Annotated in this window: 13 protein-coding genes and 1 pseudogene; 4 read left to right on the top strand and 10 right to left on the bottom strand. The window is 35.4% G+C overall.

Annotated features, from left to right (window positions below; translation table 11 throughout):
• Nucleotides 1-131: 131 nt before the first annotated feature.
• The 3 genes and pseudogenes from FS458_RS03020 to FS458_RS03010 all read left to right on the top strand — a co-directional run bounded on the left by FS458_RS03020 (nucleotide 132) and on the right by FS458_RS03010 (nucleotide 3,192).
• Nucleotides 132-1,193 carry a toll/interleukin-1 receptor domain-containing protein gene (locus FS458_RS03020; RefSeq protein WP_186320426.1) on the top strand — a complete coding sequence of 354 codons (1,062 nt, stop codon included), beginning with the start codon at nucleotides 132-134 and terminating at the stop codon, nucleotides 1,191-1,193.
• Between the two features lie 132 nt (nucleotides 1,194-1,325).
• Nucleotides 1,326-1,716, top strand: a pseudogene (locus FS458_RS21240) (YkyB family protein).
• 144 nt (nucleotides 1,717-1,860) lie between these two features.
• Complete coding sequence (locus FS458_RS03010) at nucleotides 1,861-3,192, top strand: Ig-like domain-containing protein (RefSeq protein WP_144697726.1); 1,332 nt, start codon at nucleotides 1,861-1,863, stop codon at nucleotides 3,190-3,192.
• A 100-nt stretch (nucleotides 3,193-3,292) separates the two neighbouring features.
• On the opposite strand, the gene FS458_RS03005 is transcribed toward FS458_RS03010, so the two are convergent.
• From FS458_RS03005 to FS458_RS02970, 9 genes are all read right to left on the bottom strand, one after another.
• A complete protein-coding gene (locus FS458_RS03005; RefSeq protein ID WP_144697724.1) occupies nucleotides 3,293-3,694 on the bottom strand; it encodes a hypothetical protein in 402 nt (133 codons plus the stop codon).
• Nucleotides 3,695-3,750: 56 nt separating this feature from the next.
• Nucleotides 3,751-3,903: a hypothetical protein gene (locus FS458_RS20535; RefSeq protein ID WP_186320425.1), complete on the bottom strand. Its 153-nt coding sequence runs from the start codon at nucleotides 3,901-3,903 to the stop codon at nucleotides 3,751-3,753.
• A 52-nt stretch (nucleotides 3,904-3,955) separates the two neighbouring features.
• Nucleotides 3,956-4,210, bottom strand: coding sequence for a DUF3006 domain-containing protein (locus tag FS458_RS03000; protein WP_144697722.1), 255 nt, complete (start codon nucleotides 4,208-4,210; stop codon nucleotides 3,956-3,958).
• Nucleotides 4,173-5,036, bottom strand: a complete 864-nt coding sequence (locus FS458_RS02995) for a ComEC/Rec2 family competence protein (RefSeq protein WP_144697721.1) — start codon at nucleotides 5,034-5,036, stop codon at nucleotides 4,173-4,175. The genes FS458_RS03000 and FS458_RS02995 overlap by 38 nt, the downstream gene beginning before the upstream one ends.
• 235 nt (nucleotides 5,037-5,271) lie before the next feature.
• A complete protein-coding gene (locus FS458_RS02990; protein ID WP_144697719.1) occupies nucleotides 5,272-7,866 on the bottom strand; it encodes a hypothetical protein in 2,595 nt (864 codons plus the stop codon).
• 457 nt (nucleotides 7,867-8,323) lie between these two features.
• Complete coding sequence (locus FS458_RS02985; protein ID WP_144697717.1) at nucleotides 8,324-9,127, bottom strand: glycosyltransferase family 2 protein; 804 nt, start codon at nucleotides 9,125-9,127, stop codon at nucleotides 8,324-8,326.
• A 200-nt stretch (nucleotides 9,128-9,327) separates the two neighbouring features.
• Complete coding sequence (locus FS458_RS02980) at nucleotides 9,328-10,041, bottom strand: NlpC/P60 family protein (protein ID WP_144697715.1); 714 nt, start codon at nucleotides 10,039-10,041, stop codon at nucleotides 9,328-9,330.
• Between the two features lie 174 nt (nucleotides 10,042-10,215).
• Entirely contained in the window at nucleotides 10,216-12,327 is a 2,112-nt protein-coding gene (locus tag FS458_RS02975; protein WP_144697713.1) for a S8 family serine peptidase, read from the bottom strand.
• A 126-nt stretch (nucleotides 12,328-12,453) separates the two neighbouring features.
• Nucleotides 12,454-13,293 carry a C40 family peptidase gene (locus FS458_RS02970; RefSeq protein WP_144697711.1) on the bottom strand — a complete coding sequence of 280 codons (840 nt, stop codon included), beginning with the start codon at nucleotides 13,291-13,293 and terminating at the stop codon, nucleotides 12,454-12,456.
• A 363-nt stretch (nucleotides 13,294-13,656) separates the two neighbouring features.
• On the opposite strand from FS458_RS02970, the gene FS458_RS02965 reads away from it, so the two are divergent.
• Nucleotides 13,657-14,415, top strand: coding sequence for a C39 family peptidase (locus FS458_RS02965; protein ID WP_144697709.1), 759 nt, complete (start codon nucleotides 13,657-13,659; stop codon nucleotides 14,413-14,415).
• Nucleotides 14,416-14,445: 30 nt separating this feature from the next.
• On the opposite strand, the gene FS458_RS02960 is transcribed toward FS458_RS02965, so the two are convergent.
• Nucleotides 14,446-14,688: a DUF2584 family protein gene (locus tag FS458_RS02960; RefSeq protein WP_144697707.1), complete on the bottom strand. Its 243-nt coding sequence runs from the start codon at nucleotides 14,686-14,688 to the stop codon at nucleotides 14,446-14,448.
• Between the last annotated feature and the right edge of the window lie 25 nt (nucleotides 14,689-14,713).

The raw sequence follows: 14,713 nt of genomic DNA, 5'->3' as shown, positions 1-14,713 counted from the left end.
TTAAAATATTTAATTCGTCAATATCCCTTTATTATCCAAACTAAAAAATGAAAATTCTACCAAATCATAACATATTTCTAAAAATTTCATTTATAATTGTTTTAGCCAAAATATTTTTAGGGGGAGAATTCGTGTCAAAGATTTTCATAAGTCATTCTACTGCAGATGGTGATTTTGCTACTAGGTTAATGGACCTTTTACAAAACCAATTTAACCTTACGAGAGATAATTTCTTTTTGACATCCGATGAAGAACTTGAAGTAGGGGATAATTGGATAGAGGAAATTCGAAAAGGGATGGAAGATGCAAATATTATAATGCCAATAATAACTAATAATTTTCTAGATAGCCAATTTTGTTTGTGCGAGCTAGGAGCATCCTGGATAAACCAAAAGGCGTTAGTTCCAATTATCATCCCCCCTCTAGATTACCACGCACTTGATGGAACTCCTTATCGCGCCTGGACACAAGCAATTACATTAAATTCAGTAAAAGATCTCCAGCGTATAGCGGAAGCAATGGAAAGAAAAGATGTAGGGAGAGTAAGGATGGTACGTTTTACAAACCGTGCTGAGAAATTTTTTGAAGAAAGTATTATACCTTTTATTCAAAAACTAGAAAAAAGAGAGGTAGTTACTTTAGAAGCTGTTAAACAATTAAAATTAAATATTGAAGAATATAAAATTGCATATGAAGAAGCTGAAGAAGAATTAAGTCGATTAAAAAATGAAAACGATGCTTTATGTAAAATGAAGGATGCAAGTGAAATAAGAGAATTTGAATTTTCAAAAATGGATGAATGGGAGATTTTTTTAGAAGCTGTTGAAGAAACAAATGAACAACTTAGAAGATTATCACCGTATGTTACAAGTATCATGTACCATGATCTTAAAAAAAGCTCCTCATTTGGGGTTGGATTTATAGGTGAACAAGATGATAAGCCTAAATTAAACGCCTTACAAAACGAAGGACTTATTAAGTGGGATAATGGATGGGAACCTGATTATGAACACCCTGTTATTAACAGAGCTAATAATGCAATAAAAAAATTAAGTAATGTTATTAGTGGGAACTTAGATAATATTTTGTTTGTTGAAAAATTCGAATCTGAATTTGAAGATGTACGCCTAGGGCTCGAGTTTACTCCGTTTTGGGAAGAAGTTTTAGGACTAACTATATTCCACTCTAGATAAAAGATTCTACACACAAAAAACCATGTGCATTTTTGGTTTTTTGTGTGCTTTATTTATTTAATGGTTTATTAACAACCATATTTTAAATAAAAGCACTCTATAGACATTAGAATTTCCAATTTTAATGTCTATATGGCGCTAGTGATCCACATAATAAACCTCCATTCGAAAACTTCCTCCAACCCTGAACAGCTTTATTGTTTAAAAACTGAACAAATTACTTCTAGAAGGTAATGCCAAAAAAGTAGGACTTCATTATAGTCCTAACCCCAAATATTCTTATCAGAAATCAGATGTACTCATCCAGGTTGACTCCTATCTATTCCATATACCTATAACAAAAGAAGATTTACACTTACCTCACCTAGGTTCTAGGGATAATCATTATAGGAATCCTAAAACTAGAGTTTCTTTAAAATCAGCAATCCAATTACTAGAAGATTATGTAGGCTTTATAATTTTAACTAAAATCCCAAAAGAAAAAAACAGACCAAGATGGGCTGTATCTTCTTATTTAGACTAATTACTTTATTTTTAATGATTAATACCCATTTAGAATAATGCTTTATATTCCAATACATTTTAAAAATTTTGTCGATTAATATATAGGCCTTTGAGCACTCATTAATGTTAGAATTTTACTTATGATAGTATTATAGGAGGGTATATGAAAAAAATAATTGGAATAGCTATTTTATTAACGTTATCATTTTTTAGTTTTAGTGCTAATAGTGTTGCAGCATACACAAGCACAAAAAATCAATCAGTAATTGATCAATTAAAAGTAAAGAGAGAGATACCTAAAAGTGATCTAAGCACAAAACTAGATATGTCCTCAACACTAAAAAAGACTTCATCTTTTAAAAAGCTGGCCGCTGATGACTATTTTCTTGAAATTGAACCGAATGATTTTATATATTCAGCAAACTATCTGCCTTTAGATATATTGACCTTTGGTTCTTTTCAAACATATGAGGATGTTGATTATTACGAAGTTACCGTTCCTCAATCAGGCACTCTTCTTTTAGGAGGAATCACGGATTATCCTTCTATCTCTTTAGCAATTGGATTATTTGATGAATATGATCAGTTTATTGAACCGTCTTACAAAGATTATACAGATATTGGTACATATTTTGCTTATCAATTACCGGCAGGTACCTATTATGCTGTGGCTATTGATTATTATGGTCTACCTTCAGATTATGGTGAAGTGTACGGAATACAGGTTGGGATGTTAGATACAATCCCTCCAAAGAAACCAACCATAAATACAATCGATGATAACGATAAATTAATTACTGGATATGCAGAAGCCAAATCAAAGATCTATGTATATAGAGGGAGCTCATTACTTAAAACTGCGTATGCAGATTCTAATGGAAGGTACAGTATTCCTATACCTGTTCAAAAAACGGGTACTGTCTTAACTGTTTTCTCAGAGGATGCTGCTGAAAATGTCGGCCCTAGTGCTTCTATAAGAGTCCTTGATAAAACCCCACCTGCTGTACCAACTGTTAATCCTGTAGATGATAATGACACCTCTATTAAAGGGAAAGCTGAAGCTAATTCAACTGTAACGGTTAAAAATGGGAAAAATATAATCGGAAGTGTAACAGCTAATTCTAAAGGGGAATTCAATATTGCAATTAAAGCAGTAGCAGCAAAAACAGTCTTAAAAGTTACGGCTAAGGATGCTGCTGGTAATACAAGTAAAGAAAAAAGCATTACGGTACTTGATAAAACACCACCTAAGGTCACAAAAATTAATCATGTAGATAACAATGATCAATATGTAAAAGGGAAAGCTGAGGGTAACTCTACGATTACGGTTAAAGTCGGAAGTAAAGTATTAGGAACAGCTACTACAAGTTCCAAAGGTGATTTTTCTGTAAAAATTAAAGCACAAAAGACTGATACAACTCTTTCTTTGTATGCTAAGGATGTAGCTGGTAATACAAGCAAGGCATATAATCATAAAGTAAAAAAGGCAAAGTAGAGGTATTTGAATAACTTATCTTAGGGAAAACTTTACTAATAAAAAGAAGGAGCGGCAATAGCCGCTCCTTCTTTTTATTAGTCCATAGATGAAATGAAATTTAGTCTTCTATAGTTATATCTCCATAACCAAAGTCCATTTCAAATGTCCTCATTAATTGATTCCCATATATATTGAGTGTTCCCATTTCTATTTTCTTACTTGTTTCCTCTTTCGGTTCGTGATCATAAGAGTCAGTTATGTGGGCTTTTACCCATTTTTCCGCTTCCTCAGGTCTTGAAGTATTATAAGGTAATGCTGCAAAAGGAACTAAAAAATTTGTTGCAACTTTTGTTACAAACTGCTCTGCCTCTTTATTATTTGAAGTTGTTACATAATAGCTTCCGTCTATTGTAGTTTCTATTAGTTTTACCTGATCACTTTTCCGTTCTAGATATATATCAACATATATAACGACATTTGTATTTCCTACATTCAGTTTAGCTGTATAAATGTCACTCATTTTCCCTTTATCTACTGGAGATACACTAAAGCCATTTTTTGAAAGATAATCGATACTTAGGGGGTTAGTCCTGATGATGTTTCTTTATGTTCTACATCATTTTTAATCTCATTATTAATCGTAAAAGTATTATTTTGACTGTTAACTTGCAATCCCACAAGAATACCAGCCACAATTACTAATAAAATAAAGCCTTTATTTTTTCCCAATGTTTTCCCCTTAATTAATAAACATAATGAATACCTTATGTTCAACAAGTTTTTAATCTTCCCAAACCTCATTCATTAGTTCTTCAATCTCTTTCCTTAACTTATCCGTTTCATCTTTGGCTATTGTAACATTGGATTTTTCTATAATTACTACATCTCCAGGCTTTGCTTCTTTAGGGAATTGAGTTCTTAAAAAGTCCTTCGTCTTCCCATTGATTTCAACTACAACAAAATCCCCTTCAAATCGGTCAATTATTCCTTTCAAACTATCACTTCTTTTCAGTAGTAATGGTAATTTTCTGTCCATCAGATACAACCTTAATGGTTCCCTTTTCATCTGTACGATAAATCTTTGATTTTACTTTGGTAAGTCTGTTTAACGTCTCCGTTGTGGGGTGCTTGTAGGAGTTTTTAGCACCCACACTGATGATTGAATAAGTAGGCTTAGCAAGATTCAAGAAAGCTTGTGTTGATGAATCCTTAGATCCATGATGGCCAACTTTTAATACATCCACTTTCGAGATGTATTTTTTAGCGATCATATCTTTTTCAGAATGTGCTTCAGCATCACCTGTAAATAAACAGTGATTCTTGTTGTAATTGACGTGAAGTACAGCACTCCAGTTATTTAAATCTGTTTTACCATATTCTTTTACTGGTCCAACAAACTTTGCTTTAATAGATTTGTCTTTTAATGCTACCTGTACATCTGCTTTCGCTGTTTTTATTGTTAGTTTTTCTTTTTTAACAGCCGATAAAAAATCTTTGTATGCTTGAGTCGTGTGACTTACCTTTGGGGCATAAACAGCTTCTACCTTGTATGCAGCCAATACTTCATCTAATCCTCCAACATGATCAGCATCTGGATGTGTAGAGATCATTACTTCAATATCATCCACCTTTTGCTTCTTTAAATACGCAACAACTGCATCACCTTTGCCTTTATTACCAGCGTCAATGAGGATATCATCACCATTAGGCGTTTTAATATATGTAGCATCCCCTTGATCTACATTAATGAAATGAATAGTCATGGGTTTGGGTTTTGTTGTAGCATCAGAGGAATTAATCGGATAAATTAACGACGATACACCAAGAGCCATAAGTGTAAATATTTTCAATGGCTTTTTCATACTTTTCCCACCTCTATATTCAAAATAATTCCATTATAAATATAACATTTAATTTTATTATTAAGAACAAAGATAAACTATAATTCCCAATATATATTTTGATCTATAAATCTATAAAAAAGAACCACTGCATGACTAATAGTCACTTAGTGGTTCTTCTCCTATGGAAGAGGGTGCTAGATTAAGATACAAAAGTAATCCTTAAAATAGCACAACCTTTCATTGAGTTTTTAAATTATTTAACTAGTACCCCGTTAGCATCTTTTAAAACTGTTTGAGCAGCTTTAACAGATACCACTGGAGTTGCAGCAGTTGTAAGAGTGAACTTAACTTGCTTAGCATTTCCAGAAACTGCAGCTAATTCACTTACATCAGCAGCTAGTAATTCTGTACCGTTTACAGTAACTTTGAAAGCATCAAGAGCATTAGTTGTTCCTGGTACAGTGATGTTTTCATTAAACGTTACATAAACGTCAGTTCCTAGTACTTGTACATTTGTAACAGAAGCAGCAGTGTTGTCTTTAACTACTACAGGTGTATTAGCTGTAGCAATAACATTTCCAGCTTTATCAGCTACACCAGATACATTAAGGATTGCAGAAGCACCTGTAGTTTGGTTACCAATGTTAATAGATCCAGTTGGTAATACAATTTTTACAGTATCCTTAGCTGTGCTTGTGAAATAAATTTCAGTACCTGCAGGTAATGAAGCTCCATCTAACTTGTAGTTAGAAAGGTTTAATGCAGTTGCAGTAACTTCTTCGCTATATACCACTTGGAATACGTTTGTATCTGCAGTTGTAACTGCTCCAGTTGGTTTAGTAGTATCGTTATTAGTTGGAGCACCTACAGTGAATGTAGAAGTTACTGCTGTAGAAGCGTTACCGTATGCATCTGTAAAGAATCCAGCAGGAATAGTTACAGTGTAAGTACCTGCATCAAGTACTACATCACCAGCTTTAGTGTCTACTTGGTAAGTTTTGTTGTCGCCAACTTTAAGAGCTGTTTCAGGATCTACAGCACTAATTCTAACACCGTCAGCGTTTTTAATGATGATGTTAGCATCAGATCCAGCAACAGTTAAATCTTCGTTGAATTTGAATTCTAACTTTTTGCTATCTGCAGAAGTTTGAGAAGAAACCAAAGCAGGAGCAGTTACATCCTTAACAAAAGTTAAGTTTGTGCTGAAAAGCTCATTAGCATTTGCAGGCGTTGATGTATCAGTCATTACACCAGCAGCTACATATAAAGTAAACGATTCACTTGTAGATGTACCAGCAAAGATTCCATCTCCAGCAGTTACACCATTAAGGTCAACAGTTAATGTATATGTTTTCCCAGTAGTGTCTGTAGCATCTTTAACTAGAGATACAGCAGTTTGTGTTGCACCTTTTTGTAATGTAGCAGCAACAGTTGCTTCGTTGATTGCTTCACTTAAAGTAACTTTAGCTGTATTTTGACCAGTCACTTGTACACCAGTGATTTGTGGTTTTGCAGTGTCTGCAGCTGGAGTAATAACAGTACCATTAAATAGGCTCATTTCATTACCAGCAGCAGAAGCATCTTTAGCACCAGCAACATATAAAGAAGCAGTTGTACTTGCAGCTAATCCAGCATAAGTAATTTCAACTTTAGTTGCATCAGAAGCGATCGCAATGTCACTAGCAGCAACTGGGTTTCCGTTTACACGTACTACAGTTGGCTTAGTTCCGATTGCTTCAGAATAGCTAACAACAATCTTACCGTTTTCATAAGAAGTGCCTACTACTTCTGGTTTTACTTCATCAGTGTAGCTAAGTACTTTTGAGTATTTCTCTGTGCTTACAGCGTTTCCGTCTTTATCTTTCTTAGTTGTAACAACAGGGTTAACTACTAATACTTGATCAGTTCCTTCAACACCACCAGCAAATGTTAACGTTACAGTTTTCTTATCTGATCCAAGAACTGCAGTTGTAGCTAAAGTTCCATCTAAAGTATATTTAGCAACTTCAGAAGCATCACCAACTACAGTGTTGTCAGCTGTAAGCTCAGAATTGAACTTTACAACGATTGTTTTAGCGTTAATCGCACTTACAGACTCAACTTTAGGAGTTTTTGCAGCTTCGATTTTCTTTCCAAGCTCAGTCCAGTCAGCAGCAATGATTTCTTTGATTGTTGCAAGACCTTTTACAGCTTTGAAAGAAGCTTCAGCGTTTTTGTATTGAACTTCTGCTTCTTCTACTTTACCAGCAGCGATAAGCTTTAGACCTTCAGCAACACGATCAGCAGTGATTGCTGCATAGTGTCCATCTTTACGATCTGCTTCAAGGTCAGCAGTTAAGTATAGAGAAGCGAATTTAGCTTGAATTTCTTTTCCGTAAACTTTAGGGAAAGTTTCTTTAGCTTGCTTGATTTTCTCAGCAAGAACTACATTTCCTTCTTTTAAAGAAGCAACGTCAGCAGCTTTAACTACTGCTTGGTGTGCAGCTGGAAGAATTTCAGTTCCAACGCGCACTGCGTTGTTGTATGCGTTAGCACGAGCAACTGTGTCGATCGTACCTTGGATACGTGAAGATAAGTAAGCTTTTTGTTTAGCATCAGATAGAGCAGCGATTTTTGCTTTCGCACGGTTAAGCTCGTCGTTTGCTTTTTTGATGTCTACTTTTGTTTTGTAATCAGCGTTCTTTGTATACTCAGCGTGAAGGCCGTTTGCAGCTTCACGAGCTACGTTTACTTGCTTTTCTGCTTGCTCGTAAGTTACTGAAGCAGCACTTGCCGGTACAGCTGCTACTAATGCACTTGCCGCAACTGCTGAAGCTGTTGCAACTTTAAATACTCTCTTGTTAGCCATGTTAAAAATGACCCCTTCCATATAGTAAATATTTTTTTACAAAATTAAACAGTACGAGATTTGTAGATTCGTAGTTTTTTAATTAACCCCGAAAAATCAGTACTATTCAATTTCAAAACCCATAAGTTATGTAGACCTACGACCTTACGACTACTATTATGAAATTATTTGGAAATAACAGTAGAATTTGGAATCTTTGGAATACATTTCATATGATATAACAAATTTTGATAAATTACTAGCATTTTTTTGAAATTTTTTATAAAAATTTCCTTACATTTGAAACTTTGGATGTGTTTTACGACAATTTTTTCACTCGAGCTAATTACTTTATCGGAAAAGTATACGAATGTTTTAGTAGTATTTTAAAAAAAGTTCAAAAAAAGTAAAAAAAAGTGAGTTTCATAGACAAAAAAAAGCCCTTCTCTATGAAAAGAAGGACTTTTGTATCATTCTGCTATTTAGCAGTTTGATTGTATTCTTTTATTTCAGTTAAAGACTTTTTGTAAGATTTAATCGGATCGTTAATCGTGTTCCATTTCTTAAAGTAAAATAGGTGGAACAAAATTAACCCAAGAGGTTTACCATAAATCCGGATAAATAACGGACCTTTCTTCGTTATATCCAAATTGTTTACAATTTCTTGTTCTCTTTTCTTATGATACACGACAACGGTCGGTTCATACGCAATCTTAAACCCAGCTGCTTTCAAATCATGAAGAATTATATTTTCCTCACCTGATTTGTATGGGCTCCCTAAACCAAAACGCTCATCAAAGAGTATCTTTTCATCTTTAAAACAATGCGTCTTCGCAAAAATTTCGATAGATGATTTTCTTAAGAAATCAATTCTGCCGATTTCTTTCTTTGGTTGAGCTGAGTAATTTTTATAATCTTTTTGAATTAATGGATCATGAATTTTGAAACAGATGACATCAGTGGATGGATGCTCCTGAAAAGTGTTCATCACTTTCTGAAGTCCATCTTCCGGATACCAGCAATCATCATCCGAGAATGTAACATAGTCACCCGAAATATACGGCAATCCTTTGTTTCTTGCCATCGATAAACCTTTTTGATCCAATTTAATATGTTTGTATGTAAACGTATGTTGTTTCAACATCTCTTCTACTGCCTCATGATTATCTTGAGATACCATAATGACTTCGAAATTAGTATACGTTTGTTTGGATAAGCTATCTAACAGTCGGAAGAGTTCTTGCTCTCTTTGTCCTAGTGTTGGAATGATGATACTGATCATAACATCCTCCGAGTTTCTTATAAAATATAATCATTATATAATGTTGCCTTATTCTGCTGCATTTCAAACCTGTCACTTAACAAGGTTGCTCAAATTATTGTAGCACAGTTCGTATACTTTTTCTTTATCAAAATCCTCTGTAACTTTATAAAAAAAGATCTCATCTATTTCTAATGAAATAAATGAGATCACTTTGTTTTTTATAATACTCGTTTTGCTCCAACATAACGTTGTTTCCAATAGCCTGAACTCATGCTATCTACTTTTACATTCTTAGAAGCACTATGGATAATCTGTCCGTTTCCGATATAGATCGCAACGTGAGAGATTCCTTTTCCGCTCGTGTTATAAAACACAAGGTCTCCTGGAAGAAGAGAAGATACTTTCTTTCCAGTGTTATACATATCTTGTGAACGTCTTGGTAGTTTAACTCCTTGTTGCTTCATTACATAAGATACGTAACCGCTGCAATCAAATCCGGTTTGCGGGCTTGTTCCGCCATATGTATATCTAACACCTTGTAACTTTTTCGCTGCGTTCACGTTAAATGTTTTCACCGTTGCTTTTTTTGCTGGTGCTTTTTTGGCAACGACCTTTTTAGTTGCAGCTTTTTGTTTGATGAGTTTAATCGTATTCTTATCTGCAACACCGGTTGCTTTTAAGCGATATTGTTTTTGAAACTTTGTTACCGCACTTTTCGTATAAGTACCATAATAAGTCGTATAACCTTGATTATATGTAAAGTGGCCTGTTTTCTTTAAAGCGACTTGTAGATCTTTAACTTCTTTATGTGTCATGCCTTGCTTTAATTGTCGATCTCCTAGAGCAGCGTCTGCAGATAAAGGATTTGAGACAAATACTACAGCAGCTAATGCAATTGTACCCAAGGCTTTTGTAACAAAAGATTTCTTCATTATGTATGATTCCCCTCAATTTCCTATATTTTTACACGTTTTTACAATCTTCTTGTATTCTATCGCATAAATGTTTCAGAACTAGGTATTTTATATTACAGTTATATTTCAAATTGAATTTTCAGACATTAAAAAGGGACTGTATGGGTATACAGTCCCTTAATTTTGAATTTTTTATCGTGCTACTTTAATAGGTGTACTTTTTGTTATCACTTTGTTTCCAGCCAAATCCGTAAATTCAAGATTCAATTGATAATCTCCGTTACTAGCTGGAGCATTTTGCTGATCTGTACCATCCCAGTTGATGATGTGTGGACCCGGATTATAGGCTTTCTTAGACGTCAGTACTTTAATTCCGTTTCCTTTTGAGTCTGTTATTTTGGCTGTAAGCGTTCCTCGTTCATTATTATTGAATGAGGAAGTCGCATACCCTGTTCCGTTATATACGGAAGGTGACTCGACCGTTACAACGGGTGCTTTCGTATCTATCGTCACATTCACATTTTTCTTTATGATTTTGTTAGAGGAATCTTGTGCAGTTATCTTTAGCACATACGTCCCATCTCCATATGGCGTCTCGCCGTTTTTCTTTCCTGACCAGTAAAAATAGTGATTACCTGGAGCCCACATTCGATTTGTAAAGAGCGTGTCAATGACCTGCCCTTTGCTGTTATAGACCTTCGCCGTTAATTTCGCTTGTTTGCTTAAATTAAATTTAATAGGTTGAGATTTAAGCTTTGGTGAAAAAGAAAGGGATGATGACTCTGTGTTAAAAACAAAAGGAATCTGATCTGTTACTTTTATAGAAGAAACTTTCGAAAAAGACTTCCCTCCTGCAACAGTCTTCACGACTACACGGTAATTTCCTGCCGCAACATAGTACCCCTTCGCATCCTTACCGTCCCAATTATAGGATAATTTCGTACCCGCTCCTTGTTTGTTCGCAACAAAGCTTTTTACCATCTTACCTTTTGCATCAACAACGTAAGCTGATACTTTAGCTTTATTGTATGGAATAAACGAGATGGCACTATAGTTGTTACCTTTCATAAAGAAAGTACTTGGTACAGTAAGCTTATCAATAGCAGCTGGTGTATCCATAACTGCCTTATCAATATTTATTCTTCCGTAACCGTAATATAGATCCCAGCCTTTATCCCCAAGGTCTGTAGAAGATTTGATGAACAGATTTCTTAGGTCGTTTTCGGATAACAATGGATTCTTTGAAAGCATTAAGGCTGCTGTACCCGATACGACTGGTGCCGCCATGGATGTACCGTCCATATACATGTATTTGCTATTTGTAACAGTGGAATAGATCTGTTCTCCTGGTGCTGCGAAATCAATGTAATCTCCATAGTTGGTAAACCACGAGATTTCGTCTGCCTTATCACTCGAACTGATACTTAATACTCCTGGATAAGTAGCAGGATAAGTACGTTCATCTGTATCATCATTACCCGCAGCAGCGATCAAGATCACGCCTTTTGATCGGGCATAGTTCACAGCACTTTTTAAAGGGTAATTCTCTCCATATCCTCCCATGCTGAAGTTGATGATATCTGCCCCTGAATCTGCAGCATAAACAATACCACGAATGATATCTGCCGTATTAGCCATCTCTCCCTCGAATACATTTACAGGCATAATTTTAATATTTGGTGCTATACCGGCGATTCCAACCTTATTAAAAGAAGCCCCTATGATTCCCGCTACATGCGTCGCATGATCATCTGGAGGAAACGTCGTTTTCTTTGTAACGGCGTTGTATGGTTTGACGATCTTCCCTTTTATATCAGGGTGATTGATTTGAACACCGCCATCCAGCACGGCTACGACTACATGGTTCTCGCCCCTCGTCTGGTCCCATGCCCGATCTGCGTTCAACTTACTTAAATACCACTGATTTTTAAACAAAGGTTCCCTTGAAATGTACGATGACTCAAATTCAAAGTTTGGTTCTGCTCTTTCAATATTGGATTCTCTAGATAAATCTTCTGCTGTATGTACAAGACTTGTTCCTTTTTCCAACGTAATATTGTACAGCTTAGGTAATCCGATGTTTTCTACTTTTGTTATCGGAAACTTATTTCGAAGTGTGTTTAGCTCCTCTTGAGATGGAGCTTTCTTAAATGTCAGCAAAAGCTCGTTTGAGATATGTTCTTCTGTTTTTAATAACTTCTTAAATTCATCAGATTGCACATGTGATGTTTTCTCTGCCGTAACTTGGTCTCCTAAGAATACGAATGAAAACAAACTGAGTACTAAGATCATGAATTTTTTCATTATTATCCCCCGCCTTCTCTACTCTGATGATTAATTATATATCGGTATAACGGTTCCTGGATACATTAATTTTCCAATAAAAAAAACTTTAAGACAGTTCGACGTCTTAAAGTTTTTTTCGACATTTTATAACTTTATTTTTTGTCCAATAGATATAGAAGTGGACTTTAATTGATTAACCTTTACAAGGTGGTCTACAGACACTTTGAATTGTTTTGAAATTCCCCAAAGTGTGTCACCGGCTTTTACTGTATATGTTTTTGTCGCGATTGTTTTAGCAGGCGTCGTTTTCTTAACCGCTGGTTTTGCAGGTGTTGCTGCTGGTGCTTTAAGTTTTAACACCTGACCCGCACGCAATGAAGTGGATTTTAGTCCATTCAATTTTTGGATATTTGCTACAGTCGTTTTATACTTTTTGCTTATTCCATAAAGCGTCTCACCTTGTTTCACTTTATGCGTAAGCGCGTTAGTATTCGTTACCGTTGAAGCCGCTGCTACAGCAGGCTTTGGTGTTTCTTTAATCACTCGTCTCGCTGTTACATACCGAGCTCCCCAATAATAACGAGAAAAGGCATCTGTAAATTGCACACCGCCAGATGATTGAGCGTTAAGCATCTTTCCATTACCGGCATAGATTCCAGCGTGGTTGATCACTCCGTCATAATTCGTATCATAAAAAACAAGATCTCCCTTTTGAAGATTTGCTTTTGATACTGGTGTACCGACTGAAGCTTGTCCAATACTCGTTCTAGGCAGTGTGATGCCGTGTCTTGAAAATACATAAGACGTAAATGAAGAACAATCGAATGAACTTGTGTTTCCGAATGCAGATCCATAGCGATAAGGTTTTCCTAAGAAGTTATCGCCTGTATTGATGACATCATCCCCTAATGATGCATGAACTAAATCTGCCGATGGAACTAAAACCCCTGCTGCTATAATGAGTGACATTACTTTCTTCTTCAATGTATGTACCCTCCAATTGATTACTTTGATGTAATTTCATCAATTGGGCCAAGTAGTCTAGTAGATTATGAATCTATGGTTTGATATAAGTTATGTATAATGTACAATTCTACCTATTCCTTGTCCCTTTATCCCCATGCCTATGGTACCACGAAAAATAGTGACAATTTATTACATTGTTATTACATCTCTGACAAAATATTTAAATAATTTGTAATCAACTGGTTTTTTTGCGGGAAAAAGGAATATTTTCGAGAGTAATTGTTATTACATATATAGAACTACATATCTATTTAATAGTCTTTATGCTTAAATCTTTTACTAGTCTGGTAAGATAAAAGAAAACCTTGTAAGGAGTACCCATTGAAGAAACTTTTTATCGCCCTACTATTCGCATTTGTAATTGGAGGATTATTTGGATTTACACAAAGTAATAAACAGCAGATTGATAATGAGAGGATGAATAAGGAAGAAGGTCTTTCTGTTCAAAATAAAAAGAGCGTAACTACAGGTGAAAACGGGAAGGTACTCGTTGATCATGTTCCACTCATCCAACAGATGCCAGAATTAGACCGGGGATGTGAGGTTACTTCCTTAGCGATGCTCCTTCAACATGCTGGTGTTGATGTTGACAAGATGGAGCTAGCTGAAAGGATTAAGAAGGTAGATACTCCTTATAGAAATGAAAATGGAACTTATTATTACGGAAATCCTAATGAAGGATTCGTCGGTGACATCTATACCTTTGATAAGATGGGATATGGTGTTTATCATAAACCGGTTGCAGAGTTAGCAGAAGAGTATTTGCCGGGAAGAATTCAGGATATAAGCGGTGAGAGCTTTAATGATGTGCTGACTAACATAGAAAATGGAACTCCGGTATGGATTATCATTAACTCCGATTTTAGCCCATTGCCTGAAAGTGAATTTAGAACATGGAACACACCTACTGGACAAGTTCAGATTACTTGGAAGGAACACTCTGTTGTTATTACTGGCTTTGATCGAGACCATGTTTATGTGAACGATCCGCTAAATCAGCAAAGTAACCGGAAACTGCCTCTAGAAAAGTTTAAGAAAGCTTGGGAACAGATGGGTTCACAAGCCATTACCTATAAGTAAAAAGGAACCCCTAGAGAGGTTCCGTAAAAGTTAGTTCACACTATGCAGATCAATTAGTTCATAAACCAAATGAGTGGTATCTTCTTTCCACGTAACTTCTTTAATAACAGCTTTCCCGACTGGAGAGCTGTTTTCTTTTTTTTGAACGGGTACAGGATGATCTAAGATGAAGAGCATATAGCCGTCTAATGAAACTTCAAATACATTTCCTTCTAAACGTTTTTCTCTTCCAGTCGTCACTAAGTTAGCTTGCATCGTCATTGGCATTTGCATGGTATCACCTGCATTCTTTTTCTAT

Source organism: Fictibacillus phosphorivorans, from assembly GCF_007673525.1.
Taxonomy (GTDB): domain Bacteria; phylum Bacillota; class Bacilli; order Bacillales; family Fictibacillaceae; genus Fictibacillus; species Fictibacillus phosphorivorans_C.
This window is presented reverse-complemented; position numbering and strand designations above follow the sequence as displayed.